The organism is Bacillus sp. NPDC077027, from assembly GCF_050269555.1.
In the GTDB taxonomy this organism is placed as follows: Bacteria; Bacillota; Bacilli; order Bacillales; family Bacillaceae; genus Bacillus.
Window position 1 is genome coordinate 132172 of the sequence record NZ_JBNNIO010000005.1, and the last position, 25661, is coordinate 157832.

Annotated in this window: 23 protein-coding genes and 1 pseudogene; 21 read left to right on the plus strand and 3 right to left on the minus strand. The window is 40.2% G+C overall.

The features are described 5' to 3' along the window. Positions 1-76: 76 nt before the first annotated feature. Positions 77-817 (plus strand): ATP-binding cassette domain-containing protein, encoded by a 741-nt coding sequence (locus tag ACQKEZ_RS16545; protein WP_427302645.1) that lies wholly within the window; start codon positions 77-79, stop codon positions 815-817. After that, positions 817-1983, plus strand: coding sequence for an ABC transporter permease (locus ACQKEZ_RS16550; protein WP_427302647.1), 1167 nt, complete (start codon positions 817-819; stop codon positions 1981-1983). The genes ACQKEZ_RS16545 and ACQKEZ_RS16550 overlap by 1 nt, the downstream gene beginning before the upstream one ends. 28 nt (positions 1984-2011) lie before the next feature. Here the strand turns inward: ACQKEZ_RS16550 and ACQKEZ_RS16555 are convergent, their stop codons facing one another. Next, positions 2012-3073, minus strand: coding sequence for a DUF5105 domain-containing protein (locus ACQKEZ_RS16555; RefSeq protein WP_427302648.1), 1062 nt, complete (start codon positions 3071-3073; stop codon positions 2012-2014). 585 nt (positions 3074-3658) lie between these two features. Between ACQKEZ_RS16555 and ACQKEZ_RS16560 the strand changes: the two genes are divergently transcribed. From ACQKEZ_RS16560 to ACQKEZ_RS16570, 3 genes and pseudogenes are all read left to right on the plus strand, one after another. Next, the gene (locus tag ACQKEZ_RS16560) at positions 3659-4087 is read left to right on the plus strand and encodes a cell wall hydrolase (RefSeq protein WP_427302650.1); all 429 of its coding nucleotides are present in this window, start codon (positions 3659-3661) and stop codon (positions 4085-4087) included. Positions 4088-4925: 838 nt separating this feature from the next. After that, positions 4926-5246: a hypothetical protein gene (locus ACQKEZ_RS16565; RefSeq protein WP_427302652.1), complete on the plus strand. Its 321-nt coding sequence runs from the start codon at positions 4926-4928 to the stop codon at positions 5244-5246. A 260-nt stretch (positions 5247-5506) separates the two neighbouring features. Next, positions 5507-5599 (plus strand): annotated as a pseudogene (locus ACQKEZ_RS16570) (glucose-1-dehydrogenase); the annotation flags it as partial. A gap of 29 nt (positions 5600-5628) precedes the next feature. Here ACQKEZ_RS16570 and ACQKEZ_RS16575 read toward each other — a convergent pair. Beyond that, positions 5629-6663, minus strand: a complete 1035-nt coding sequence (locus ACQKEZ_RS16575; RefSeq protein ID WP_427302654.1) for an acyltransferase family protein — start codon at positions 6661-6663, stop codon at positions 5629-5631. A 214-nt stretch (positions 6664-6877) separates the two neighbouring features. Continuing rightward, complete coding sequence (locus tag ACQKEZ_RS16580; protein ID WP_427302655.1) at positions 6878-7873, minus strand: LLM class flavin-dependent oxidoreductase; 996 nt, start codon at positions 7871-7873, stop codon at positions 6878-6880. Positions 7874-8325: 452 nt separating this feature from the next. On the opposite strand from ACQKEZ_RS16580, the gene ACQKEZ_RS16585 reads away from it, so the two are divergent. The 16 genes from ACQKEZ_RS16585 to ACQKEZ_RS16660 all read left to right on the plus strand — a co-directional run bounded on the left by ACQKEZ_RS16585 (position 8326) and on the right by ACQKEZ_RS16660 (position 25617). Then, complete coding sequence (locus ACQKEZ_RS16585; protein WP_427302657.1) at positions 8326-8925, plus strand: TerD family protein; 600 nt, start codon at positions 8326-8328, stop codon at positions 8923-8925. A 20-nt stretch (positions 8926-8945) separates the two neighbouring features. After that, the gene (locus ACQKEZ_RS16590; RefSeq protein WP_427302659.1) at positions 8946-9527 is read left to right on the plus strand and encodes a TerD family protein; all 582 of its coding nucleotides are present in this window, start codon (positions 8946-8948) and stop codon (positions 9525-9527) included. A gap of 42 nt (positions 9528-9569) precedes the next feature. Next, entirely contained in the window at positions 9570-10148 is a 579-nt protein-coding gene (locus tag ACQKEZ_RS16595; RefSeq protein ID WP_427302758.1) for a TerD family protein, read from the plus strand. Between the two features lie 156 nt (positions 10149-10304). Beyond that, a complete protein-coding gene (locus ACQKEZ_RS16600; RefSeq protein WP_427302760.1) occupies positions 10305-11066 on the plus strand; it encodes a TerC family protein in 762 nt (253 codons plus the stop codon). A 120-nt stretch (positions 11067-11186) separates the two neighbouring features. After that, positions 11187-12368: an HpcH/HpaI aldolase/citrate lyase family protein gene (locus ACQKEZ_RS16605; protein ID WP_427302661.1), complete on the plus strand. Its 1182-nt coding sequence runs from the start codon at positions 11187-11189 to the stop codon at positions 12366-12368. Then, on the plus strand, positions 12358-13689 hold the full coding sequence (locus ACQKEZ_RS16610; RefSeq protein WP_427302762.1) for a phosphoribosyltransferase family protein: 1332 nt from the start codon (positions 12358-12360) through the stop codon (positions 13687-13689). The genes ACQKEZ_RS16605 and ACQKEZ_RS16610 overlap by 11 nt, the downstream gene beginning before the upstream one ends. Beyond that, positions 13682-14791 (plus strand): cysteine protease StiP family protein, encoded by a 1110-nt coding sequence (locus ACQKEZ_RS16615; protein ID WP_427302663.1) that lies wholly within the window; start codon positions 13682-13684, stop codon positions 14789-14791. Before ACQKEZ_RS16610 ends, ACQKEZ_RS16615 begins: the two co-directional genes overlap by 8 nt. Further along, entirely contained in the window at positions 14788-15591 is an 804-nt protein-coding gene (locus ACQKEZ_RS16620; protein ID WP_427302665.1) for an HAD family hydrolase, read from the plus strand. Before ACQKEZ_RS16615 ends, ACQKEZ_RS16620 begins: the two co-directional genes overlap by 4 nt. A gap of 106 nt (positions 15592-15697) precedes the next feature. Then, positions 15698-17314, plus strand: coding sequence for a YceG family protein (locus ACQKEZ_RS16625; RefSeq protein WP_427302667.1), 1617 nt, complete (start codon positions 15698-15700; stop codon positions 17312-17314). Positions 17315-17328: 14 nt separating this feature from the next. Next, positions 17329-18423 (plus strand): toxic anion resistance protein, encoded by a 1095-nt coding sequence (locus ACQKEZ_RS16630; protein WP_427302669.1) that lies wholly within the window; start codon positions 17329-17331, stop codon positions 18421-18423. A gap of 418 nt (positions 18424-18841) precedes the next feature. After that, entirely contained in the window at positions 18842-20107 is a 1266-nt protein-coding gene (gene opuAA, locus ACQKEZ_RS16635; RefSeq protein ID WP_427302670.1) for a glycine/proline betaine ABC transporter ATP-binding protein OpuAA, read from the plus strand. Between the two features lie 10 nt (positions 20108-20117). Next, a complete protein-coding gene (opuAB, locus tag ACQKEZ_RS16640) occupies positions 20118-20963 on the plus strand; it encodes a glycine/proline betaine ABC transporter permease subunit OpuAB (RefSeq protein WP_427302764.1) in 846 nt (281 codons plus the stop codon). Next, complete coding sequence (locus ACQKEZ_RS16645) at positions 20963-21844, plus strand: glycine betaine ABC transporter substrate-binding protein (protein ID WP_427302672.1); 882 nt, start codon at positions 20963-20965, stop codon at positions 21842-21844. The genes opuAB and ACQKEZ_RS16645 overlap by 1 nt, the downstream gene beginning before the upstream one ends. Before the next feature lie 106 nt (positions 21845-21950). After that, positions 21951-22712 (plus strand): alpha/beta fold hydrolase, encoded by a 762-nt coding sequence (locus ACQKEZ_RS16650; RefSeq protein ID WP_427302674.1) that lies wholly within the window; start codon positions 21951-21953, stop codon positions 22710-22712. Positions 22713-23004: 292 nt separating this feature from the next. Next, a complete protein-coding gene (locus ACQKEZ_RS16655) occupies positions 23005-23952 on the plus strand; it encodes an L-lactate dehydrogenase (protein WP_427302676.1) in 948 nt (315 codons plus the stop codon). A gap of 45 nt (positions 23953-23997) precedes the next feature. Then, entirely contained in the window at positions 23998-25617 is a 1620-nt protein-coding gene (locus ACQKEZ_RS16660; protein WP_427302678.1) for an L-lactate permease, read from the plus strand. Positions 25618-25661 lie beyond the last annotated feature (44 nt).

Genomic DNA, 25661 nt, shown 5'->3' on the forward strand with positions numbered 1-25661 from the left:
TTCGCGACATTTTTGTTACGGACATTCTGTCTTTTTTCTATCATAAAGGTAGATAAAAGAGAAGGGAGCGAGAGATATGATCAATTTAACCGATTGTCATTGTTGGTTTGCAGATAAGAAAAAGGTTGTGAAAGCCGTAAAGCATATGACATTCTCTGTGGGTGAGGGGGAAGTCGTTGGTATTCTAGGAGAAAACGGTGCGGGGAAAACGACGCTTTTGCGAACGATTGCGACATTGCTTCAACCAACTAGTGGTAGTGTAGAGATAGCTGGTTTAGATACAGTGAAAGATGCAACAGAGGTGAAAAAAAGAGTCGGTGTTTTGTTTGGTGGAGAGACAGGGCTTTATGATCGATTGACTGCAAGAGAGAATCTTGAATACTTCGGTAAATTGTATGGTTTGAACCAACACGAAATCAAAGCAAGAATTGAAGATTTATCAAAGCGCTTCGGCATGAGAGAGTACATGGATCGTAAAGTGAAGGGATTTTCTAGAGGGATGAAGCAAAAAGTGGCTATTTCTCGAACATTGATTCATGACCCAGATATTATTTTATTTGACGAGCCTACAACAGGTCTTGATATTACGTCGAGTAATATTTTTAGAGAGTTTATTCAGCAATTGAAGCAGCAAAATAAGACCATTCTGTTCTCAAGTCACATTATGGAAGAGGTCAGTCTCCTGTGTGATAGCGTCATCATGATTCATCAAGGCGAGATGGTCTATAAAGGGACGTTGCAGGAATTATATATAGAAGAGAAGAGTGAGGATTTGAATTACATCTTTATGTCGAAGCTCGTCAGGGGGATATCATAATGTGGAAAACGGTTTTTATCAAAGAAATGACAGATGCCATGAGAGACAGAAAAACCTTGCTGTTAACGATCCTCATTCCGCTCATTACGATGCTTGGACTCGTATTTTTTTATGAAAGTATGATTGCTGATCCAGTTGATAAAGAATATACGGTTGCCGTGAGAGAAAAGCTTCCAGACAGTATGAATCAACTGTTAGCGGGCGTTGAGAATATAAAGGTTCAAACGTTTACCGATCCGAAAAAAGCAGTCAAGGATGGCGAAGCGAACGCGTACCTTGAAGTGCCGCAAAAAGCGGAAGAGTTTCTTCAGGAGCAGAAGCCGTTTGCGATTAAAGTGTATGGATCAACAACAGACTCAGATTCTGCACTTACTATTCAGATGCTCCAATCTACATTTGAACAATACCAAAATCAAATTGTAGAAAATCGTTTGGCTGATGAGAATGTCACAAGCTCTTTGATTCATCCATTTGAAGTACAGTCACTAGACTTAGAGGATGGGAAGGAGAGTACGACAGCAATGCTTCTGTCGATCCTATTGCCGATGATTTTTGTGACGTCAGTCATTTCTGGCGCATTACCAGCAGCACTTGATATTGTGGCAGGGGAAAAAGATCGCAAGTCCATTGAGGCGTTATTTTTAACTCCAGCCAGTCGGTTGCAAATTCTTATTGGGAAATGGCTTGCGGTATCCATGTTTGGGATTTTAAGTGGTGTCGTCGCCATTGGGATGCTCCTTGTGTCCACATTGCTTTTTACAGAGAAGTTAAAACAAGCTTTACAATTTGGTGATCAAATGTGGATGGTCATCGGGGTAACGCTTGCTGCATTAATCATTTTTTCACTCATGGTCTCTATTTTAGAGCTTGTCATTAGTGTCGTTTCTAGCTCTGTCAAGGAAGCTCAATCGTACATGTCGATGATCATTACACTCGGTATCATTCCAATGTTTTTTACAATGAGAGCAGGTGCGACGCAGTTAGATACGTACTACTTTGCAGTACCTTTCTTAAATATACATGCATTATTTAAGCAAATGATGTTTGGCATCATGGACCCATTGTCCATTGCCTTAACCCTTGGTTCATCTGCACTAACAGTCATTGTGTTGTTCATCATCACAAGAAGCCTGTTTATGAAAGAAAAGTGGATGCTTGCCAAATAATAAAACCCCCGATATCGGGGGTTTTGTATTAGTTCTTAATAAATGTTTCGATAAGACTGCTTGTTTTATAATCACTTAAATCAAGCTTCCATTGGTCGATTTCGTTTTTCTTCATGTTGACTTCAACCGTTTCTTCACTAGAAGATGGACCTAATTTTTTGAACTCCTCTGGATAGACAGAGAGTAAATACTTCTGTGCATCATCGTAAGAAGCCGTACGATTTTTGCTGTAAAATTCGTTTGCTCTTTCCTTCAAACGTTCTACTAGCGGGCTAGCATCAATTGGTGTAACGGTTACTGTGACAACAGCTTTATCACCACTAATGGATTTGGTTTTTGCTGAAACTTTTGACTTCTCAGCAAGTGTTTCTTTGACAGCCTTCAATAATTTATCAAGGTTTTCATCTTTTGCAGCGCTTGATGAAATACCAGAAGAAGAAATGTATCCTTGCTTAAATGATTTGTCAAAATCATTCACAACAGTTGATGTGTTGTCGCCTGTTAGTTTTTCAAAGTCCTCGTTTTTCTTACCGAAAATCATGACATCCAAATAAGCAGATAGTGCTTTCGATGAGGCTTGAAGAGAGTCTGCTTTTTTCATTAAGTCTTTGCCTTTAATGTTGAATTCAAGTGTAGTGTTGTCTTTTTTAGTGCCGGTTGATGGTTCTGTATACACAAGCTGATAATCTTTGTTTTGATCTACAACGTAGAAGAGTCCACCTTTTGAAATTTTCCCAGCATTTAATGAACTAGATGATAACACTTCATTGTAGTCATCAGGAGAAATGGTGGATACTTGAGCATCGTCTTGATAAAGAGTGAAGTTACTTTTGTCAACGTTTAAAGGCTCTTTGCTGATGTTCTTCACTGCAACATTGACTTTCAGTACATATTGGTCATCTTGTACAGATGTATCATACTGAGGTGGTAGTGTATATTCTGCACTTTCGACTTTTACTTCTGCTGTATCAAGTGATTTCTTTGTATCATTTTCTTTGGTCGTTGTTTTGTCTTTACCGCCTCCACAAGCTGCGATAAGGACTGTCAAACTCAAAAGTAGGAAAAATAGAGATAATTTCTTTACTGACATGAATTACTTCCTCCTTAGATTAGAACGAATTCGATGAGAGACAAGCGTCGATCATCCTCTTTTTTTATGGGAAATCTTAGTTCGTATCATTCTTTTTGCACAAAAAGAAAAATAATGTATGTTTTACTAACTGTAGAATGAAGCGAAAGTACTGTCAATACCAAAGTGCAATTGTCTTAGCTGAAAGGCGATAAATAGTAAAATTGACACTAAATTAAGAGGGTAATTTTGTATTTATCGTTTGAATTCTCCTGTAAAAACTCAACATTTTTTATTTTAAGGTGTTGAGTCTGATTATTGAATAGGTTCAAATGACTGTTTTTGAAGAAGATGTTACAAATAGAAAGTTTTTAATGGTCTGTAAATGAGTCTATGGTAATGAATATTTCTTCCTGTTTGGCAAGAACTGTGTTTTGATTCTGGATGTAAAACGAAGAATGCGTACCTGTTATGGCTATGCATTAAAGATTTTGCTTCAGAAGAGACATGCTAACGACAGTTGGTGTGTTTTTTCATGGGAAAATGGCAGTCATCTGCACAGAATCACAACATATGATAAAAAGGAGATGATTTGGAGGTGGATGTATGGCAGTGGTAAGAGCGACAAGCTCTGATATTGATTTGCTGGCCAGACTGCTTAGAGCCGAAGCTGAGGGAGAAGGAAAACAGGGAATGCTACTTGTTGGTAATGTGGGCATCAATCGTTTACGTGCCAACTGCTCTGACTTTAAAGGACTGCGTACGATTCCACAAGTAATCTATCAGGAGCATGCATTTGAAGCTGTGACACATGGCTATTTTTATCAACGAGCACGTGAAACTGAAAAGTCACTTGCGCGTAGGAATGTGAATGGAGAACGTTTTTGGCCTGCGAAATATAGTCTCTGGTATTTCAAACCACCAGGAGGTTGTCCATCTACTTGGTACAATCAACCGTTTGTTGCACGGTACAAATCACATTGCTTTTATCAGCCGACCGCTGAAACATGCGAAAATGTGTATAACACTTTTTAACACGAAGAAAAACACAACCTTTTCAAGGCGGGGAGCGAGAAGGGTGTGTTTTTCTTTATTTCAGAAAGGGTAACAGTCGTGTATCAGCTTATGCATAGGACACGATTGGAGGAAAGAGATAGATGTATCAAGGTTTAAAGGGGGACAACAGCGATTGTGAATGATAGAGGCGATATAGGTGGAGCAGATCAGACAGTACAGACGATTGAGCAACACGGTGGACAAGCTATCAAAGTGCAAGCGGATGTTTCAAAAAAAGAGGGCATTTAGGCTTTACCAATTTAAGCAGAGTAGAAATCCCCCATACCGTCAACCCGAAATGGTTCAGAATGTTTATTCTTACTGCTGTAACAATCTACGTATTATGGACACTGCTAATTACGGGATAAAGAATATTTTCCACATAAATTCACAATCCTTAATTATAAGTTTGATGGCATCCGCCATCATATTATTCATTTTTAACAAGTTTAATAAAAAAACTGAAGATAAAGGAGAAAACAACCTTGACTAAAAAAGATACACAAAGATTACTTTGCTTTTGTTGGCTATGGCAATGATAGCTTCAATTTTCCATCCTAATTCTATGTTAGCAAAACCAAATACTGCGCAAACAAAAAATCAATATCCACCAATTGGACAAATGACACAAGCAGAAATTCATATGTTCCTAAACAACGGTTATATCTTTTGACAGAAGAAGCTGACGCTTTTAATTCTGTACTACTCAACTTTTTTGTAGTCTTCGACTCCATTTGTTTATAATATAGGTAACATTTATCATTTACATAAATTTTAATATAACCTAATATACATAAAAGTACTATAGGAGGAAAAAATGAGAAAGAGAATCAAAATTATCTTATTTATCCTAACAGGATTAATAATTGTATTCATATTAATGCCACCTCTTTCACCAGTCTTCTTCAATAACTCTTCAGAAAAAGGCGCAATAAGGCATGAAATCTATAAACAAGGATACCCATACCAAAGTTATTTCACCATACTTCAAAAAAGAGAATACAGTGATTCATCAGGGAACCTTTACTATTTAATGCTATTCAACGCATGGAAAAGTGAAACTGGAACTCCATATCTCTGCAATTCTAAAAAAGTAACAGAAGGTGAATACAAGGTTAATTGTGGAACAGCTCCGTAAAAAACAGGGAGTAAAAAAAAGCAGGCTCTTATCAGCCTGTTTTTCTAAGTGATTATGTAATTCTTAATGCCAACATGCCAATGTGTCATGACCTCAAAGGTCTCATTCGCTACATCATCATCTCTTCAATTCTGATCAGATATCCATCCTCTGAACAAATTAATAAAGACGCAAAAAAAGGGATTAATAAAGCAAGAACAGCTAAAAAACTTCTAACGGACAACAGATTTAAAAAGAAAAAATAATTAAAAGGTGATAAAGCATCCCTCATCTCTAATGAAGCCTCATATATCACTGGCGCTACACTATTTGTGGATGGAGGCATGACACTATACCCATCCCAGTTAGCATAGAATCTAATTCGCTTAAAACATCCGCGGGATTAACCGGCGGATGTTTTTTGTTGATAGCGTGGTCTGGTTGTTTTTCCGAGCAGCATCGGATACTTTTTGAAAAAGGTAATACATGGAACCATCAGAAGCAATGTGGCGATTGTATAAAACAGCATCCAAGAAAGCTGTTTTGTATCGGATATGTCGATGCCGAGTCCATAATAAACAAACGCTTTAACGATGTCGATCCCAACAAATTGAAGGACAAGAATGACAATAGAATTTCGCCCGAGATATGTCAAAATACTTGATTGCTTGAGCTTAAAGCTCATATAAATGACAGCTGCTGAGCCGAGTAGCGCACATAAATAAAAGATGAAGATATGTCCAAGGTCATTGACACGCATGTCAATTCTTGTGTTAAAGCTTTGGATGTAGCCGCTGGTCATAAGTAATCCAGTACACAGTAACAAAGTCGGATCAGATTTCAATTCGACAAATACATGCTTTGCAAGATAGCCGATAGAATAAAAAACAACCGCTGTAAACGTCACATTTACATTCCACGGCAGGCTTTGATGTAAATAAAGAGTGGTGACATAACCGATTCCTCCGCATAAAATGGTCAAACTCAGCAAGGCGCTTGTCTTCCCTTTTGCCAATCGATGCAGGAAGAAAAATAAGACTTCAACTATAAAGAGTGTGGTTAAAAACCAGATGGCAGGATTGTGTGTGAGTCTTGAATGATCTGCATTCGAGAGAAAGATGCCTGTAAACGGAACAAAAGGATCAATATCTGTCTGGTGTTTAAATGCGAAAAACCGTGTAACTGAAAACCAGAAGACATATGTAATGATCGAAAAATAAAGGTAGGGAAGCAACAAACTTTTCGCTTTCTTTTGAATAAAGGCGATCGCTGATAATGACTTTGGTTGAAACATCATGCCTGATAATAAGAAGAAGAGAGGTATATGAAATGAATAGATGAATTGTTTAAAGGTATCAGATGTTGGTACATGTGCCATAACGACGAGAAGGATGCCGATGCCCTTTGCTGCATCCACCCATTCTAATCTCATCTTCATACAAACCACTCCTTTTCTAGTAGTAGAAACGCCGTCCTTTTTCGTCTTACTCCTACTATGATAAAAGGAAGCCTCCTTATGCGTTTACATTTCCCTAACGATCAGAAGACTAGTTTGCACGAAGATGACAGCTGGCGATTTTTTGAAATGAGCGTGTTACATATCCCATTTTTTATAACAATGTAAAAAAAGCCGTTATCGGCTTCAAAATAGATTAATAAAATATGTCGGCAATGCGTTCAAATGATCGTTGTTTTTCAAGCGGATCAAATGTGTTGTTGAGCATCATAATTTGATCTGTCCCATAGCGTTCTGTTAAGTAGAGAAGCTGATCTCTGACCGTTTGCTTGGAGCCGATAACCATTCTTTTTCGGTTTTGCTCCACCTTTTTCTTTTCTTGCTCAGTGTAGGAATAATGAGCGGCCTCTTCAATTGAGGGTACTCGGCTATCCAATCCTTTTTCCACTCGAAGTAGCCATAAATCTGTGCTTGAGGCAATTTGTTCTGCTTCATCGTCGGTTTCACCACAGATGACAAAAACAGCGAACATGGACTTAGGCTGAGCTGTAAAGAGAGATGGTGAAAAATGTTGGCGATATGTTTCGAAAGCTTGCTGACCACGTGTGGGTTGAATAAAGTGACCAAAAATATATTGAATTCCAAGCTGTGCTGCTTGTTTGGCACTATTTTCTCCTAAGCCGAGCAACCAGAGCGGCGAAAGGTTTTCTACTTTTGGTGCCGCTTTTAATCCTGCATATGGATGATTAGAGGGCAGGCGGTCTGTTAAGTAGTGAATAAGATCATCAAGCTGTCTGTCAAACTGCATTAGTCCTTTATCAACTCCGTCTGTTAAAGCCAGTCTTGTTTTTGCAGTGCCTCCTGGCGATTTTCCGATCCCTAATTCTATTCGCCCAGGATAAAGCGATTCGAGTTGTCTCGTCAGTTCTGCGACTTTAAAGGGACTGTACTGTGGTAGTAATATCCCGCCAGAACCTGTCCGAAGCTTTGTTGTATGTGACGCAATATGTGCCATTAGAATTTCGGGAGCTGTGCTGGCGAGTCCTCTTGTACTATGATGCTCAGCAAACCAATAACGTTCATAGCCGAGTTCTTCAGCAAATATCGCCAACTTTGTTGTATGTTCAAGTGTCTCTTGTGCTGTTTTCCCTTTTGGAATGGCAACCTGATCCAAAATATTTATTGAAGGCATCGACCTTACATCCTTTCTTCAAAGGCTGATTCACGTTCAAAAAACGTATATGAACAAGTATAAAGAAATGAAGAGCGGGATGGAAATGAACTGCACGTGAATGAAACATCGACGGAATTCTATGCACAATTTAATTGAAAGATTAGTATATAAAAATAGAAACGTTCAAGCAGTGGATGCTGTATTGATCTATATGAAATCGCTTTTATTCGACAATGTTTCACATGAAACATACTTTCGCAAAAATAATAGTTAGTGGCTGACATATTTTCCTTAAGAAAATTTTTAGAACTTGAAACCTTGTATATTCATGGTTCGTATATACTAGTAAATAGAAAAGTGGGCGAAAGACTAATAGTCATTCATGAATTTTGTCGATTTTTCATGTATGATGTTTGTATACAGTCGACGCTAGATAAACAGAATTTCATTATGTTGGAGGAGTGAGTGGCTTGGCGATTTCATTAGAAAAAGGTCAACGTATTGATTTAACAAAAGGAAAGGCCGGATTATCAAATATTCTTGTCGGTCTTGGTTGGGACCCAGTGTCTCAAGGAGGCGGATTTTTAGGGAAACTATTTGGTGGAGGCGGAGCTGATATTGATTGTGATGCATCGGTTCTCATGTTAAAAAATGATCGCTTCACAGAGAATAAAGACTTGGTCTATTTTGGTAACTTGAAAAGCAGATGTGCAAGTGTTGAACATACTGGCGATAACCTGACAGGAGAAGGGGAAGGAGATGACGAACAAATTCTCGTCGATCTGAACAAGGTTCCTAGTCAAGTGAATAAGCTCGTTTTTGTCGTCAACATCTATGATGCACTTAGAAGAAAACAGCACTTCGGTATGATCCAAAATGCATATATCCGCGTCGTCGATCGCTCAAACAACCAAGAGTTACTAAGATATAATTTGAAAGATGAATATGCGGGGAAAACATCATTGATTGTAGGAGAGATTTACCGCCAAGGAAACGAGTGGGAATTTGCTGCGATTGGTGATGGCACAAATGATGCAAAGCTAGCAGACATCACTAAAAACTATAGTTAATTTGAAGGAGGATTTCTCAAATGGCAATTTCTTTATCTAAAGGTCAAAAGGTAGATTTAACAAAAACAAATCCAGGCTTAACAAAGGTTGTTGTTGGACTAGGATGGGATGTCAATAAATATGATGGTGGACAGGACTTTGATTTAGATGCTAGCGTGTTTTTATTAGATGCAACTGGTAAAACGACTTCTCCATCTGACTTCATCTTTTACAATCAGACGACAGGTGGAGCTGGCTCTGTCGTACATACAGGCGACAACCGCACTGGTGCAGGAGATGGTGATGATGAACAGGTAAACATCGACCTATCAAGCGTTCCTGCTAGCATTGAAAAAATCTCTTTTGTCATTACAATTCATGATGCAGAAGCGCGCAACCAAAATTTCGGACAAGTGTCTAATGCGTATGTTCGTATTCTCAATGCGGCATCAAATGAAGAGCTCATTCGCTATGACTTGGCGGAAGATTTCTCTATTGAAACAGCCATCATCGTTGGAGAGTTGTATCGACATGCAGGTGAATGGAAATTCTCGGCAGTTGGATCAGGATACCAAGGTGGGCTTTCTCGGATTGCAACAGATTTTGGCTTAGATATAGGATAAATCATTTTTCGTAAATTTTAATGAGACAGGGGAGGACAAATGATGGCAATTCAGCTTTCTAAAGGGCAACGTGTAGATTTAACAAAAACGAATCCTGGACTGACGAAATGTATTATTGGTCTCGGCTGGGATACGAATAAATATTCAGGCGGAGCAGATTTTGACCTTGATGCTTCAGCATTTTTAGTAGATGCAAACAATCGTTGTCAGAATGACACGGATTTTGTTTTCTATAACAACCTTCAACATCCAAGCGGTGGCGTAACACATACAGGTGACAACCGTACAGGAGAAGGAGACGGAGATGACGAGCAAATTCTCGTTGATTTCTCCAAAATTCCTGCTAACATTGATCGTATCGGAATTACAGTTACGATTCATGATGCAGAAGCGCGTAGCCAAAACTTTGGACAAGTGTCTAATGCATTTGTTCGTGTTGTAAATGAAGAGGGCGGGGAAGAATTGATCCGTTTCGATCTAGGGGAGGACTTTTCTATTGAAACGGCTGTTGTCGTGTGTGAGTTGTATCGACATGGTGCCGAGTGGAAGTTCAATGCAATCGGAAGTGGTTTCTCTGGCGGACTTGCTTCTCTTTGCAAAAATTATGGTTTAGAAGTGTAATAGAGTCTTAAAAATGTTCAAGGCGCTGCCAATTGCTCAGATGAAAAGCCTTTTTCAAAGTGAGAAAGTAACAGCGATCAAGAATAACAGCAGGTATGTGCCTGCTCGAAGCTTCTACACTTTATAGGAGGAAAACAATTGGAGATTCTTAAACATATGTTGGACACGTATGCATCATTTTTTGATTGGCATATGTGGGCAGAGGTGTTGACCAATCCTGTTTCATGGGGATTGATTGGTACTTTGGTTGTCCTTGAGGGATTATTATCAGCGGATAACGCACTTGTCTTGGCCGTGATGGTCAAGCATTTACCGGAAAAACAGCGAAAAAGAGCACTAACCTACGGATTAATTGGCGCTTATTTCTTCCGTTTTATCTTTATTGGGGTAGGGATGCTGTTAATCAAATTTGCATGGGTAAAGGTTCTTGGAGCGGCTTACTTGGCTTGGCTCGTTATTAAGCACTTCTGGTTAGGTGAAGGCGACGATGAAGCGAAGGAAATGAAAAAAGAAGGCTGGCTGATCCGTGTATTTGGTGTCTTCTGGGCGACAGTAATTTCCGTTGAAATTATGGACCTTGCCTTCTCGGTTGATAGTATTCTCGCAGCTTTTGCAGTATCTGAAGAGGTATGGATTCTCCTACTTGGCGGAATGCTTGGTATTTTGATGATGCGTACTGTGGCACAATTCTTCCTTGTTCTTATTGACCGTGTGCCGGAATTAGAGAATACAGCGTTTATTCTTATTGGAATCATTGCTGCAAAAATGGCGTTAAGTGTGATTCACATAGAGATTCCGCATCTCGTGTTCTTTGCCATTATCATCCTAGCATTTGTCGGTACATTTATTATCCATAAGATCAATAAAAACAAACATAAAGATTTAACTGAGCAAGCGGCAGCTTCAAAAGAAGAATAGAGATCGTGAAAGAGGAATGGAGTTGAAAAACGACTCCATCCTTTTTTGAATCAACAGGTCAATCGTTAGAAAATTTCTGTCAGCGTGCATTCATTTTTAACGACAGGAGGGTGGCAAACCATGCGTTATTTTCATTTTTTATCAGATGCAAGGCAGCATGATATCTTTTTTAAAAAACCAACAGTTATTGACAAACATGCTTCAAAGCGTGTCCTTGCGTATGCATTAGGTGCCACTTTGTACATGCCCGCAACGCGGCAAGATTTAGCCGATCTTTTAGTCAAACAAAAGTATGAAGAGCTATGCTCAGTTGTGTTTTGTTTGGAGGATGCGATTGGTGACCATGAGGTTGAAGCAGCTGAACACATGCTGGTGAAGCAGCTAGCATATTTAAAAGAAGAGCTGGTTCATTCACCCGATTTGGCCAATCGACTCCCACTTTTATTCGTTAGGGTACGCTCACCTGAGCAGCTCTTACGCCTCGCTGGTATGCTTGATCGCTCCATCCATTTGCTGACAGGCTTTGTCTTTCCGAAATGCTCCACATATAATGCTAAGCAGTATTTGACTAACCTGCGATTCATTTCAACTCAAGTGAACATTCACCTTTATGGTATGCCAATTCTTGAAACACCAGACCTATTAGATAAGGAAACGAGAACTGCTGCTCTTTCTGAATTGAAGCAGATTATACTTGAGTATGAAGAGTATGTGTTGAATATTCGTATTGGGGCGACAGACCTTTGTGGTTTATATGGAATCAGGCGAAATCATCGAACGACAATCTATGAGATCAGGCTCATCGCCGATTTCATGACAGATGTGCTAAATTATTTTGGGAGATTGTTTGTTGTGTCAGGACCGGTCTGGGAATATTTTGAGCCAGCACGCAAAGAAGCAAAACCTTATCTGAAGGCATTGCCTTATGGGAGTGAGCTTCATGATGTTGAAAGTAGCTATTTAAGTGGTTTGCTGAAAGAGGCTCAGCTCGATTTGGCCAATGGGATTCATGGGAAAACGGTCATACACCCAACACACCTGAAACTAGTGCAAAGTCTATGCGTTGTCACAAAGGAAGAATATTTGGATGCATGCAGTATTTTAGAGCATACAGATGGGACAGTTGGTGTGCTGAAAAGTACTTTTTCTAATAAGATGAATGAAACGAAACCGCACCTGAAATGGGCGGAGAACATTATGCTAAAGTCAGACATTTACGGGGTGTTTCATGAAAACAGAAGCTACATCGACATACTTACCGAATACACATACGCTGAAAATCTTGGAACATATGGAGGTTGACCTATCCTTTGATCAAGCGTCAGTTTACGTACCAAAGGAGCATTTGTTTGAAATGGCAGCGAGGGTGAATAAAAAAAGGGCATTTTTGTTTGTGAGCAAGGTGCTCGGCAAGCATATCCCTGTTCATCCAGTGAAACCGTTGATCGTCTCAGGTCTCCTCGCTATGGCGTATGTGAAGGAAAAGACAGGTGTTGCCCCAGCAATTCAAGATCAGTTGGCTGAAGCGTTATCATCAGACGATCATCGCCTGCTTTCCGCTACGTATAAAACGTTGAAATCAGACAAGCTACAGTCAAGTACGAAGCCGATTGTCATTGGTTTTGCTGAGACAGCGACAGCTCTTGGGCATGGTGTCTATGATGTACTTGCGGATGCATCCTACATCCATACAACACGAGAAAAGCTAGCGAATCTTGAGCCCTCGCTTGTGTTTGAAGAGGAGCATTCACATGCAACAGATCAACTATGCTATGCAGATGCACAGCTTCTTCAATCAGATCGTCCAATTATTTTAGTAGATGACGAGGTGACAACGGGACGAACGAATATGAACATCATCCGTGATCTTCATGCTAAATTCCCGCGTCAAACGTATACCATTCTATCCATTTTAGACTGGCGTACAGAGGTGCATCAAGAAGAGCTAACTTTATTGGAGCAAGAACTTGGAATACAAGTAGAATCACTTTCACTATTAAAAGGAAATATGGCGTTCCGAGGAAAAACATTAGATGAGCCTTCATATTCCTATCAGGTTGAAGAATCACAGCATCTACCAACTCTATCACATGCCTCACTCAGCTCATTCTTTCAGGGTGTGCCTTATACACCCGAGTATGTGACGAAATCGTCAGGGGTTACGCCTTATATATATGAAACAGGAAGATTTGGACTGGGAGCAGACGATTCAATCGTCATTGATGAAGCGGTTCGTCATGCGGGTGGGCAGTTAAAGAACATGCGAATGGGAGAACGTACACTTTGTTTAGGAACTGGTGAGCTGATGTATTTGCCAATGCGGCTGTCAGCGCATATGGGTGAAGGTGTGCGGTTCCACTCAACCACAAGAAGTCCAATTCATCCAGTCGATCAGGATGGATATGCAGTCAAAAATGGCTTTTCGTTCGCGAATCCAGAGGATCAAAACATTCAGCATTACGTGTATAACCTACCACTAGAAGGCTACGACGACGTCTTTTTATTTTTCGAGAAAAAGGTGTCTTATGATGCACTCCTTCCGCTCATGCACATTTTTGCGGAGCGACGTGTGAAGCATGTGCATATTGTAACTTTATCAGATGAGGTGAATGCAAATGGCTAATGTGTACACAAAAATGGGAAGCTATCCAGAACAGGATGTCACCTTTTTGCTAAAAGATCTATCTTCCATTGAGATCGAGAAGAGCACAGAAGAACGAGAGCGTTCCATTCAAAGTGGGGCACACTATTCTGAAATGCTACCGATTGAGTATAAACCAACGATTGCTTATATGGATTTATTCTATCAATCTCTTGAAGAAAGCAAGCAAAAAGTGGCGGAGGCAGTTGCTATTGTCGCAGAACAAATTGTCAAAAAACGTGGTTTTCAAACCGTTCTTTGCAGTTTGGCGCGTGCTGGTACACCAATTGGCGTGCTCATTAAAAGATACATTCGTTTTAAGTATGGCATTGAGCTGCCTCATTACAGTATATCTATCATTCGTGATCGTGGAATTGATGAAAATGCATTGAAATATATCCTTTCACAGCATCCAGAATTTGAGATTGCGTTTATTGATGGCTGGACGGGAAAAGGTGCAATTTCAAACGAGTTAAGACGTGCAGTCGTCCAATTTGAAAAGACGCATGGCATTCAATTGTCAGATGAGCTAGCGGTACTTGCAGATCCTGGATTTTGTACGGACGTATATGGAACTAGGGAAGATTTCCTCATTCCGAGTGCTTGTTTAAATTCAACGGTTTCAGGTCTTGTCAGTCGAACGGTACTAAACAACCGCTGGATTCATGCCGATGATTTCCATGGGGCGAAGTATTACGATGAATTATTAGCAGAGGATGTATCCAATATGTATGTGGATACGATTGAAGCAGAATTTGCGTCCATTCAAGCAAATGCTCGTCAGCAGGCAGAAACACTTCTGGCTGAAAACAGCACTGCTGATTGGCGGGGCATGGCTTCAATTGAAGCCATCGGGAAAGAGTTTCAAATCGACAATACGCATTTAATTAAGCCGGGTGTAGGAGAAACAACACGTGTGTTACTGCGTAGAATTCCTTGGAAAATCCTGATCAAGCCAGGTTCGAGAGAGGCGCTAAAGCATATTTTGCTCTTAGCAGAGGATCGTGGTGTGCCGGTCATTGAATATGACAAGATGTCTTATACTTGTTGTGGTTTAATCCGTCCGTTGGAGAAATCCATATGAGACAGGCATTTGCAAGCGATTTAGACCGGACGCTTATCTTCTCGCATCGGATGCTCAATCAATATGTATCACAAGGGACGTATGAGTTGATAGAAATGCTAGATGGACGTGCCTTGTCCTATATTTCGACTCAAACGAAAAAACATTTATTAACCATTCATCAAGCAGGCTGGTTTATTCCAGTGACAACACGGACGACGGCACAGTATAAACGGATTACTTTTTTGCAAAACGAGCTAAGACCTGAATTTGCTGTCACAACAAATGGCGGTTGTATTTTGCAAAATGGTGAGCCGCTGAAAGAATGGGAGGCGCTTATTGATCAGAGATTAGCAGGTTGTATGCCCATACGAGAGATGCTCCGTGCTATTTCAGAGCTGCCTGTATCAAGATGGGTGAAGCGCACACGAACAGCAGATGGCCGGTTTCTTTACCTCATTATGGAGGATGAACATGTTCCTCATATTCCGCTTACTGAGTTGATAAAGTGGGGGAATGAGAGAGGCTGGCAAGTATCACTTCAAGGGAGAAAGCTTTATTTTATTCCACAACCATTAAATAAGTGGACAGCCGTCGCATATATCAAAGAACAGCTCCAGCTCGATAAAGTTTATTCCGCTGGCGATTCACTGCTTGATTACGACCTGATTCAGCAAGCAGATGTCGGGTTTGCGCCCGCTCATGGAGAAGTTCTTGAGCACCATCCATCCCTTCGTGCAACGACTGCCTTTGGCATGGCTGCCGCTGATGAAATCAGCACATATGTAGCGGATCAGGTGGCTGTAGCAAGGAAGTCGTAACAGAATGGAATGGCAGAAGAGTAGGACGGAATGATATGATAGAAATGACCTATTAATAAAGCATGTCATGATGAAAAATACGAAAACGGAGAAAGGAAGGAGCGGCGTGAGCTATACAGAAATCAATGTATTGAAAGCATGGGCAGATCAGGAAACCTGGAAAGAGCTGATAAAAAAGCCGCTGCCTGAACGAGACCAATATGTGAAAGATGATCAAACACTTTCCTTCAGCCGTCTCGCCGCCCGTATACTTGGTACCCCGCATGATGAAACCGATTACTATATTTATTTACACGAATTGTATGAAACAGAAGGCGTTCATATATTAAGCGAAACACTTGATAAGACCATTGAGCCAGAACGATTTCAAGCACTCCAACGGATTCACCTTGTTAATCAGGAAGAAAAGGGGCTATCTGTCAATCGTTTTGTTGCGTTCTTAGATGGCGAACATCTCATTGTGCGTCATCCAAATCCAGTGATGAATCGCCATTTGCGTCTTTCGCTTATCAAAGTATTTGAACATTTTAAAATGAAGCATGAGGGTGGCTTCAACCATCCTGATTTTCGCCGAGTATTGCTTGATGTAGTGAAATTCACAAAAAACCATTTAGAGCCTTGGCTGAAAGAAGTAAACATTGAAGAGAAAATGCCCGTTGTTGTTTGGTACGGGGAGGCAAGTAAAAGTCAGCTTTATTTTCTCTATTATTTGATGCTGACAGGCTGTGACGTCATCCTTTTTCATCCGAAAGGCATCGACCAATTGAAGGAGTTAGACGCAGAAGAAGAGCTGACTTTTATTTATCAATACCCAGGTACGTCAGAGCTTGAGCCTTTTCCGACAGAAAAGCCAGAGAGGAAGTCGACCGTTGCGTACCGTTCAACTAGAGAACTTGAAGAGGTTCTTCATACGGAAGATTCTATGTTATATAAACCATGGCAATTCAGAGATCATACCCCGCAATCAATTACGCTAAAGACGACGTATGATGAGCTATTTTTAATTGCAAAAGAACGAGCATTTATCAGACCTAATTTTAAAGCAGATCGACATACCGTACAGATACCCAACATTTTCGCCAAAATGATGGGGGTTTCGAGAGATAAGCGTGAATATTGGGATCGGCTTCACACCCTCACAGAATGGAAGGAATCAAAAACCGTTCGCCATTTTCCGTTTACACAAGAGGTAACCTCGAATTATCAATTTCATTACAGTCATGCACTCTCGCCTGAGGGAGAAATTGATCCTGAGCTGTTGATAAAAAGCAACGTATGGCAGTTTTCTCATTTATATGAGGGTACGCAGCGCGCCATTGCTGAAGCCATTGCACGTATGTGTAAGAATCCGAAGCTTCTTCGTGAAGGAAATGAAACAGAACGTGATGTCCAAATTTATTTGTTTAAGCAAACGCTACACTTATCTGGTGAATTCATTGGACTCATTCAAATGTTCGATTATGCGCAAACCGTGCCGAAGCTTATTTTGTATCATACCGAATATAATGGAGAGCTGACTCGGTCTGATGCGGCTGCTCTTATTTTTCTAAATGAAATAGGTGTAGATCTTTTCGTTTATCATCCGTCAGGTTATCAATGTATAGAACGTTTCATAGATGATCAGTTATTTGATATACATTGGCTAGATGAGATGGTGATGAATCAAGAATTCAAAGAACCATCAATCGTCAGAAAGATATTTAAATCAATTAAGAATAGATAAGGAGATCGAAGCGTATGACAAATACAAATGGGAATGACATCATTTCAATTGATAAAGAAGAAATTTCAATAGAGAAGGCGGATGATATCCGTTTGCAACTTCGCAGCGAACCGGAAGTGCAAAATCTTGCGAAGCAAATTGATGTAAAAAATCAACTTGAGCTTCTTGAATACGGGAAACAGCCAGCAGTGGAGATTTCCAAATTCTCTGATCGCATCCTATCTATGATGCGGTCAACAAGTGTCACTGATTCAGGGACGATGCTTACGCAGCTAGGAAAAATCATGGATCGCTTTGACAAAAATGATTTTGACGAACCAAAGGGCGGACTCTTATCTAAAATCTTTAAACGTGGCGGCAGTATGATTGAAAAAGTCTTTAGCAAGTACCAATCGCTTGGTGCAGAGATTGAAAAAATCAATGTTGAAATCAACAAATATAAAGATGAGATGACGAAATCAACGATGACGCTTGATGAAATGTATGATCACAACGTCCAATACTATGTGCAACTTGAAAAGTATGTTGTAGCAGGGCAAATGAAAATCGAAGAATTACAGCAATTGGTCCCAGCGTATGAGGAAAAAGTAGCGGGCGGCAATCAGCTAGCACAAATGGAGCTTGATACGCTTCGCAATGGTATTCAAGCGCTAGAAGAACGTGTGTATGATCTTGATATGGCACGCATGGTCGCATTGCAAACGGCTCCGCAAATTCGTTTGCTTCAACGTGGGAATACGAAATTGATTGGGAAAATCAACTCAGCGTTTATTATTACCATTCCGATTTTTAAAAACGGGATTATTCAAGCAGTTACGGCAAAAAGACAGAAGCTTGTGGCTGACTCAATGAGCGAGCTCGATAGAAGAACAAATGAAATGCTGAAACGCAATGCTGAGAATATTTCAAGTCAAAGTGTTGAAATTGCGAAGCTTTCTGGTAGACCAAGCATTGATATTGAAACAATTGAATCCTCTTTTAATACAATTGTGCAAGGAATGAAAGAGACGAAACAAATTGAAGAAGAAAACAAACGTCTACGTGAAGAAGGAACAAAACGGATGTTAGAACTTCAAGATAACATTAAGCGTGCAACACTGGAATCATAAGAGTACGAAGGCTTTTGACACTGCCTGTAACGAATGTTGCGGGCAGTTTTTTATGAAAATCATGAAAATTTTAACGAAATAGGTTTTTATCTAACCATTTTCGGGTAAATCTCTTTTGGGAGATAGTTATGTAGCTTAACTAAAATGAGAGCAAGTGCGGTGTAAAGGAATCTAAGTTTATTTTTAGCAGAATGAGGAATTTTCAGTAAAATATTGACTGATGAGAGAATGTGCCCCGAAAAATATAGAGTTTTTGAAGCATTCTATAGGATTTAAGAGCAATAAGGAGTATTTTCTCTATACTTCAGACCTCTATATGGAATTCATACATATTGTGCTGAAATAAGCGAATTCTAAAGATTGTTCGCATCATTACGCTTATGTTACGGTTATAAAGATGCTAATTTGGAGGGAAAAAATGAATTCTGAAGATAAGAATATTAAAATCAAGATAAATAACGTATCTAAAATTTTTGGGAAAAATGCAAAAAAAGCATCTCAATTGCTTGAGAAAGGGAAAACAAAGAGAGAGATCCTGAAAGAGACTGGCGCTACAGTTGGTGTCAACCGAGCAAATTTTGATGTATATGACGGCGAGATATTTGTCATCATGGGGCTATCAGGGAGCGGGAAATCCACACTTGTGCGGTTGCTGAATCGGTTAATTGAACCAACCTCCGGAGAAATTTATATTGATGGGGATATGATAACAAATATGTCAAAGGATCAATTGCGTGAGGTCAGACGGAAGAAAATCAGTATGGTTTTCCAAAACTTTGCCCTATTCCCACACCGCACGATACTGGATAACACAGTATACGGGTTGGAACTACAAGGTGTGGAAAAAGAAGAGCGTAAGCAAAAGGCAATGGAGGCACTCAAGCTTGTTGGTCTTGAAGGCTTTGAAGAGCAGTATCCGAAACAGCTTAGTGGTGGGATGCAGCAACGTGTTGGTTTGGCACGTGCCCTTGCTAACGATCCTGACATTTTATTAATGGATGAAGCATTTAGTGCACTTGATCCATTAATTCGTAAAGACATGCAGGATGAATTGCTTGAATTGCATACATCTGTTGGTAAAACGATTGTATTTATTACACATGACTTAGATGAAGCCTTACGTATTGGCGATCGAATCGTCCTCATGAAGGATGGTAACATTGTTCAAATCGGAACACCAGAAGAGATTCTGATGAGCCCATCTAACGAATATGTAGAACGCTTCGTTGAAGATGTTGATTTATCAAAAGTACTAACAGCAGGTCATATTATGAAACGTGCTGAAACCGTACAACTTGATAAAGGGGCACGAGTTGCTCTTACATTAATGAAGAACCTTGGAATCTCGTCTATCTATGCAGTTGATAAGAAGAAGCATCTATTAGGAGTTATTTCTGCACAAGCAGCGAAAAAAGCGGCAGAATCAGGTGAGTCGCTTCAAAGCGTTCTTGATACAGAATTTACAACGGTACTTGAATCAACGTATCTGACAGAGATTTTTGACGCTGTTTCAGATGCCAATATTCCAATTGCGGTCATAGATGAGAAAAATAGAATGAAGGGTATTGTGGTAAGAGGTGCATTGATTGGTGCATTATCAGGTAATGATGAATATATCAATATGTCGGTCAATCCAGCTGAAGTAAAAGAAACACAAAAGCCTTCTGTACAGGAGGTAGAATAAGATGTTTAGTATGAGCGATTTGCCTAGAATTCCATTTGCAGATTATATTGATCAATTTGTTGACTGGTTAACTTTAACCTTTGGTGGTTTCTTTGATGGGATCACGAATGGTTTAGCAGGTACAGTGAACGGAATTGTTGCAGCACTTGGCATCTTTCCATCAATTTTACTCACATTGATTTTTGCAGGGCTTGCTTGGTGGATCAGCACTAGAGGAGTTGCTATTTTTACACTTATCGGGTTTTTGCTGATCGATTATTTAGGCTACTGGCAACCAATGCTTCAGACGCTAGCCCTTGTGTTGACAGCAGTGATCATCTCCATTGTCATTGGTGTTCCGATTGGGATTTGGGCATCACAGCAAGAGACTGTGCGTAAAATTGTCACACCGATTTTAGATTTGATGCAGACAATGCCTGCATTCGTTTACCTATTACCAGCGATCTTCTTCTTTAATATCGGGGTTGTCCCTGGAGTTGTGGCATCTGTTATTTTCTCAATGCCACCAACGATTCGGATGACGATTCTTGGTATTAAGCAAGTGCCTGCTGATTTGATTGAAGCGACGGAAGCATTCGGTTCAACGACATTCCAACGCTTGTTCAAAGTACAATTACCCCTTGCAACAAAAACGATTCTCGCTGGAATCAATCAAAGTATCATGCTTGCCCTATCAATGGTTGTTATTGCGGCTATGGTTGGTGCACCAGGGCTTGGTTCTGAAGTATACAGCGCAGTTACGCAGTTAAAAACAGGTATTGGGTTTGAAGCAGGGATTGCGATTGTTATTGTGGCAATTACTCTTGACCGTATTACACAAAACATAAGAACGAAAAAAATCAGGGGGAATGCTTAATGTGGAAAAAATCACTCTACATTGGGATGACCGCCTTGCTCGTCTTCCTGCTTGCAGCTTGTGGTTCGCAGTCTGATTCTCATGCATCCGCTGCAAAGCAAGTGAATAAAACGATTATTGGTATTGATCCAGGTTCAGGGATTATGGCGCTGACAGATCAAGCTGAAAAAGATTATGACTTAGAGGGCTGGACGGTTGTCTCTGCATCTAGTGCAGCGATGACCGCTACGTTAAAAAAGTCGTATGACCGTAAGAAGCCGATCATTGTGACAGGCTGGAACCCGCACTGGATGTTTTCTCGTTATGATTTAAAATATTTGGAAGATCCAAAAAAATCTTATGGAGAAGCTGAGGAGATTCATACAATCTCCCGTAAAGGGTTTAAAAAAGATCATCCTGATGCTGCCAAAATGCTCAGTCAGTTTCAATGGTCTCAGGATGACATGGGTGAAGTGATGATTGATATCCAAGACGGTATCAAGCCAAAGGACGCAGCGACGAAATATGTGAAAAAGCATAAAGATCAAGTATCGAAGTGGATCAAAGGTGTCAAAAAGTCTAATGGTGAAAAAATCAATCTTGCTTATGTTGCATGGGACAGTGAAATTGCCAGTACAAATGTTGCGGCAGAAGTGCTTCGTGACCTTGGCTTTAAAGTTACGTTAACACAAGTTGAAGCTGGTCCAATGTGGACAGCAATTGCAACAGGTAGTGCGGATGCATCTCTATCTGCATGGCTTCCAAATACACATAAAACGTATGCGGCAAAGTTTAAAGGTAAATATGATGATATTGGTACGAGTATGAAGGGTCTTCGTATGGGTCTTGTCGTTCCGACTTATATGAAGGATGTTAATTCGATTGAAGATTTGAAAAAATAGCCAACATCGTCGAAAATCCCTTATAATGGAAGAGAGCGTATGAAAAAAGCAGTCTGCTCATGTAGGCTGCTTTTTTCTACATATAAGGATGGTGGAAGTTTTGTCGATGAATCAAAAGCCAATCATGATTCTCCTACATGGTGGAGGAGTAAGTAGCTGGATGTGGAAAAGGCAAATTGAGATGTTTAGCAATGATTATGATTGCTATACGCCCGATTTGCTAGGTCATGGAAAAAGAGCAAACGAACAGCCTTTTTCCATGAAAGAAAGTGCCATTGAGGTGCTAGAGTGGATGGATGAACATGCACACGATCGTTCGATCATCCTCATCGGTTTTTCTCTCGGTGCACAAATTGCTGTTGAGATTTTGTCTAGAAAGCCGAATCGAGTAGACTTTGCCATTATCAATAGTGCACTCGTCATTCCTTTGCCATGGCTGTACCTTTTAGTAAAACCAATATTGCCTCTTATGTATCCACTACTAAAAAAAGATTGGTTTATTCAACTTCAAGCTGAAAAGATAGGTATCCCGAAGGAAGATGTCGCCGATTATGCCGATGGCTCCAAAAGCCTTCAAAAGAGGACGCTGCAATCAATGTTTAAAGAAAATTTACATTATCGGCTACCAAACACCTTTCAGCAAGCGTCAACCCGTATACTCATTACAGTCGGTGATTTAGAAAAAAACATCATGAAACGCTCTGCCCAACATTTGACGGAGGCACACCCTCAAGCAGTCGGTGTCATCGTTCCAAGCGTCGGACACTCCTTTACATTTGAAAAGGCAGAACTCTTTTATGACATGGTCAAAAGCTGGATAGACGAAAAAGCATTGCCAGAAGAATTGATCGTCATCACAAAAGCATAGGACTTGTTATATCATGGTTTCAGGCTATCGAAATTTTCTCGATAGTCTTTTTTATTTATATACAAGGCGTTTAAATTGGGAAGCGATCAATTGATGATGAGCTTGCTTTTTGTACAGGCTTTTTCTTGAGTTGTCATGTATGCGTCTAAAAGGTTTGATACAAACTGAAAACAATTCGCAATCTTTTTTATTTTTTTTGAAAAGCCCCTTGAAAAAGTTTGTGAAATATTGCACAATAATAATGTGAAATACTTCACAAACAACAGAGGTTTTAATCGGAAGGATGACGGATATGACAAACGATAAGGTCAATAAAGTTGCATTAATCGGAGCAGGTTTCGTCGGCAGTAGTTATGCCTTTACTTTAATAAATCAAGTGATTACGGATGAACTAGTGTTGATTGATTTGAATCAGGATAAAGCGATGGGTGATGTAATGGATTTGAATCATGGTAAGGCGTTTGCCCCGCATCCAGTGAATACATGGTACGGAGATTATAAAGATTGCAGTGATGCAGATATTGTATGTATCTGTGCTGGGGCAAACCAAAAGCCTGGTGAAACAAGACTTGATCTCGTTGAAAAGAACCTCAACATTTTCAAAGGAATTGTCGAAAATGTCATGAAAAGTGGATTTGATGGTATTTTCTTAGTAGCGACTAACCCAGTTGATATTTTGACCTATGCTACTTGGAAATTCAGCGGTCTGCCAAAAGAACGAGTAATTGGTAGTGGAACAACGCTTGATACAGCAAGATTTAGATATCTACTAAGTGAATACTTTGATGCAGCGGCTCATAATGTGCATGCGTATATCATTGGTGAACATGGTGATACTGAACTGCCAGTATGGAGTCATGCCAACATCGGGAGTGTCCCGATAGCTGAATTAATGAAGAAGCATGATCAATATAAACAAGAAGATTTAGATGACATCATGGAAAATGTTCGCAATGCCGCTTATCAAATTATTGAGAAAAAAGGAGCAACGTACTATGGCGTGGCGATGAGTTTGGCACGGATCACGAGAGCCATTTTACACAATGAAAATAGTATTTTGACTGTCAGCACGTATTTAGATGGAGAGTATGGAGCAGAAGATGTCTACATTGGCGTACCTGCACTTATGAATCGAAATGGTGCAACAGAAATCATGGAGCTGGCACTAAATGACACAGAAAAAGAGCAATTTGCTCACAGTGTAGATGTGTTGAAGGGCATTCTGGCACCACACTTTTAAACAACGAAGTAGACCATCATTTTGAGTAGAAAAGGATGAATCACAATGTGGCAGCAAATATATGATCCGTTTGGTAATGAGTTTGTCAGTGCGTTTGTGGCAATGCTCCCAATTTTGTTTTTTCTGTTAGCGTTAACGGTATTTAAATTAAAAGGCATTCTTGCCGCGTGTTTCACACTGATCGTGAGCTTTGTGACAGCAGTTGTCTTCTTTCATATGCCAGTTGAAAAAGCATTGTCAGCCGTCGTACTTGGTATATCTAATGGACTGTGGCCGATTGGATATATCGTCATCATGGCGGTGTGGCTCTATAAAATATCTGTGAAATCAGGGAAGTTTGATGTCATTCGTTCAAGTATTGCAGGAATTTCTCAGGACCAGCGTCTCCAGCTCTTATTAATAGGTTTTAGCTTTAACGCGTTCCTTGAAGGCGCGGCTGGTTTTGGTGTCCCGATTGCCATTAGTGCGGCTTTATTGACAGAATTAGGATTTAAACCACTGAAAGCAGCGATGCTTTGCTTAATTGCTAATGCTGCATCCGGTGCATTTGGTGCTGTTGGAATCCCAGTCATTACAGGTGCCCAAATGGGGAATATGACGCCATTATCTCTTTCCCAAACACTAGTTTATACGATTCCACTGATCTCTTTCAGTATTCCATTCCTATTGATTATGATCATGGATGGCTTTAAAGGTGTGAAAGAGACACTTCCTGCCTTGCTTGTTGTAAGTGGAAGCTACACGCTCATTCAAGCTGTCACCATGGTGACGATAGGACCAGAGCTTGCCAATATTATTTCTGCTTTAGCAAGCATGGGACTACTTTCTTTGTTTCTTCGTAAATGGCAGCCGAAACGCATTTATCGTGAAGAAAGCGCTCCAGCCATTGAAAATAAGCAAAGTTATCGTGGTGTTGAGATATTGAAAGCATGGTCTCCATTCTACATTTTAACGGGTGTCATTACTGTTTGGAGTCTGCCAGCATTTAAGGCGCTCTTTGCTGAGGGAGGGGTACTAAATTGGACGACCATTTTAGTGAAAATGCCATTTCTTCATCAGCAAATTATGAAGCTCCCGCCAATTGCGTCAACAGAAACACCGATTGATGCGATATTTAAAATTGACATCATCAGTGCAACAGGAACAGCTATCCTCTTAGCTGTCATGCTAACAGGACTGTTTAGCCGTCATATTAATTTAAAGCAAGGAGTGGCGTGTTTAAAAGCATCTGTACAGGAGTTATGGGTACCTGTTCTCACCATCTGTTTTGTCATGGGGTTTGCCAACTTAGCTAACTTCGCGGGTTTAAGCTCAGCCATCGGCCTTGCTCTTGCGAAGACAGGCGATTTATTCCCACTTGCTAGCCCAGTGCTTGGTTGGATCGGTGTATTTATTACTGGATCTGTTGTTAGTAATAATGCCTTGTTTGGTAACTTGCAGGCAGTTACAGCTTCACAAATTGGTACACAGGCGAGTCTTTTACTTGGTGCCAATACGACAGGCGGTGTGATGGCGAAGCTCATATCTCCGCAATCCATTGCGATTGCAACAGCAGCGGTAGGTGAAACAGGGAAGGAATCAGAGCTATTTAAACAAACGGTGAAATACAGTTTAATCCTGCTTGGTATCGTGTGTATTTGGACATTTGTTCTTGCTCAATTTTAAGTCATTGAATGATTGTGATTCATGACAACTTCTTGCCAGGTATT

Coding starts and splice junctions, on each gene's coding strand:
- ACQKEZ_RS16545 (WP_427302645.1), top strand. CDS start 77: ATGATCAATTTAACCGATTGTCATTGTTGGTTTGCAGATAAGAAAAAG.
- ACQKEZ_RS16550 (WP_427302647.1), top strand. CDS start 817: ATGTGGAAAACGGTTTTTATCAAAGAAATGACAGATGCCATGAGAGAC.
- ACQKEZ_RS16555 (WP_427302648.1), bottom strand. CDS start 3,073: ATGTCAGTAAAGAAATTATCTCTATTTTTCCTACTTTTGAGTTTGACA.
- ACQKEZ_RS16560 (WP_427302650.1), top strand. CDS start 3,659: ATGGCAGTGGTAAGAGCGACAAGCTCTGATATTGATTTGCTGGCCAGA.
- ACQKEZ_RS16565 (WP_427302652.1), top strand. CDS start 4,926: ATGAGAAAGAGAATCAAAATTATCTTATTTATCCTAACAGGATTAATA.
- ACQKEZ_RS16575 (WP_427302654.1), bottom strand. CDS start 6,663: ATGAAGATGAGATTAGAATGGGTGGATGCAGCAAAGGGCATCGGCATC.
- ACQKEZ_RS16580 (WP_427302655.1), bottom strand. CDS start 7,873: ATGCCTTCAATAAATATTTTGGATCAGGTTGCCATTCCAAAAGGGAAA.
- ACQKEZ_RS16590 (WP_427302659.1), top strand. CDS start 8,946: ATGGCAATTTCTTTATCTAAAGGTCAAAAGGTAGATTTAACAAAAACA.
- ACQKEZ_RS16595 (WP_427302758.1), top strand. CDS start 9,570: ATGGCAATTCAGCTTTCTAAAGGGCAACGTGTAGATTTAACAAAAACG.
- ACQKEZ_RS16600 (WP_427302760.1), top strand. CDS start 10,305: ATGTTGGACACGTATGCATCATTTTTTGATTGGCATATGTGGGCAGAG.
- ACQKEZ_RS16605 (WP_427302661.1), top strand. CDS start 11,187: ATGCGTTATTTTCATTTTTTATCAGATGCAAGGCAGCATGATATCTTT.
- ACQKEZ_RS16610 (WP_427302762.1), top strand. CDS start 12,358: ATGGAGGTTGACCTATCCTTTGATCAAGCGTCAGTTTACGTACCAAAG.
- ACQKEZ_RS16615 (WP_427302663.1), top strand. CDS start 13,682: ATGGCTAATGTGTACACAAAAATGGGAAGCTATCCAGAACAGGATGTC.
- ACQKEZ_RS16620 (WP_427302665.1), top strand. CDS start 14,788: ATGAGACAGGCATTTGCAAGCGATTTAGACCGGACGCTTATCTTCTCG.
- ACQKEZ_RS16630 (WP_427302669.1), top strand. CDS start 17,329: ATGACAAATACAAATGGGAATGACATCATTTCAATTGATAAAGAAGAA.
- opuAA (WP_427302670.1), top strand. CDS start 18,842: ATGAATTCTGAAGATAAGAATATTAAAATCAAGATAAATAACGTATCT.
- opuAB (WP_427302764.1), top strand. CDS start 20,118: ATGAGCGATTTGCCTAGAATTCCATTTGCAGATTATATTGATCAATTT.
- ACQKEZ_RS16645 (WP_427302672.1), top strand. CDS start 20,963: ATGTGGAAAAAATCACTCTACATTGGGATGACCGCCTTGCTCGTCTTC.
- ACQKEZ_RS16650 (WP_427302674.1), top strand. CDS start 21,951: ATGAATCAAAAGCCAATCATGATTCTCCTACATGGTGGAGGAGTAAGT.
- ACQKEZ_RS16655 (WP_427302676.1), top strand. CDS start 23,005: ATGACAAACGATAAGGTCAATAAAGTTGCATTAATCGGAGCAGGTTTC.
- ACQKEZ_RS16660 (WP_427302678.1), top strand. CDS start 23,998: ATGTGGCAGCAAATATATGATCCGTTTGGTAATGAGTTTGTCAGTGCG.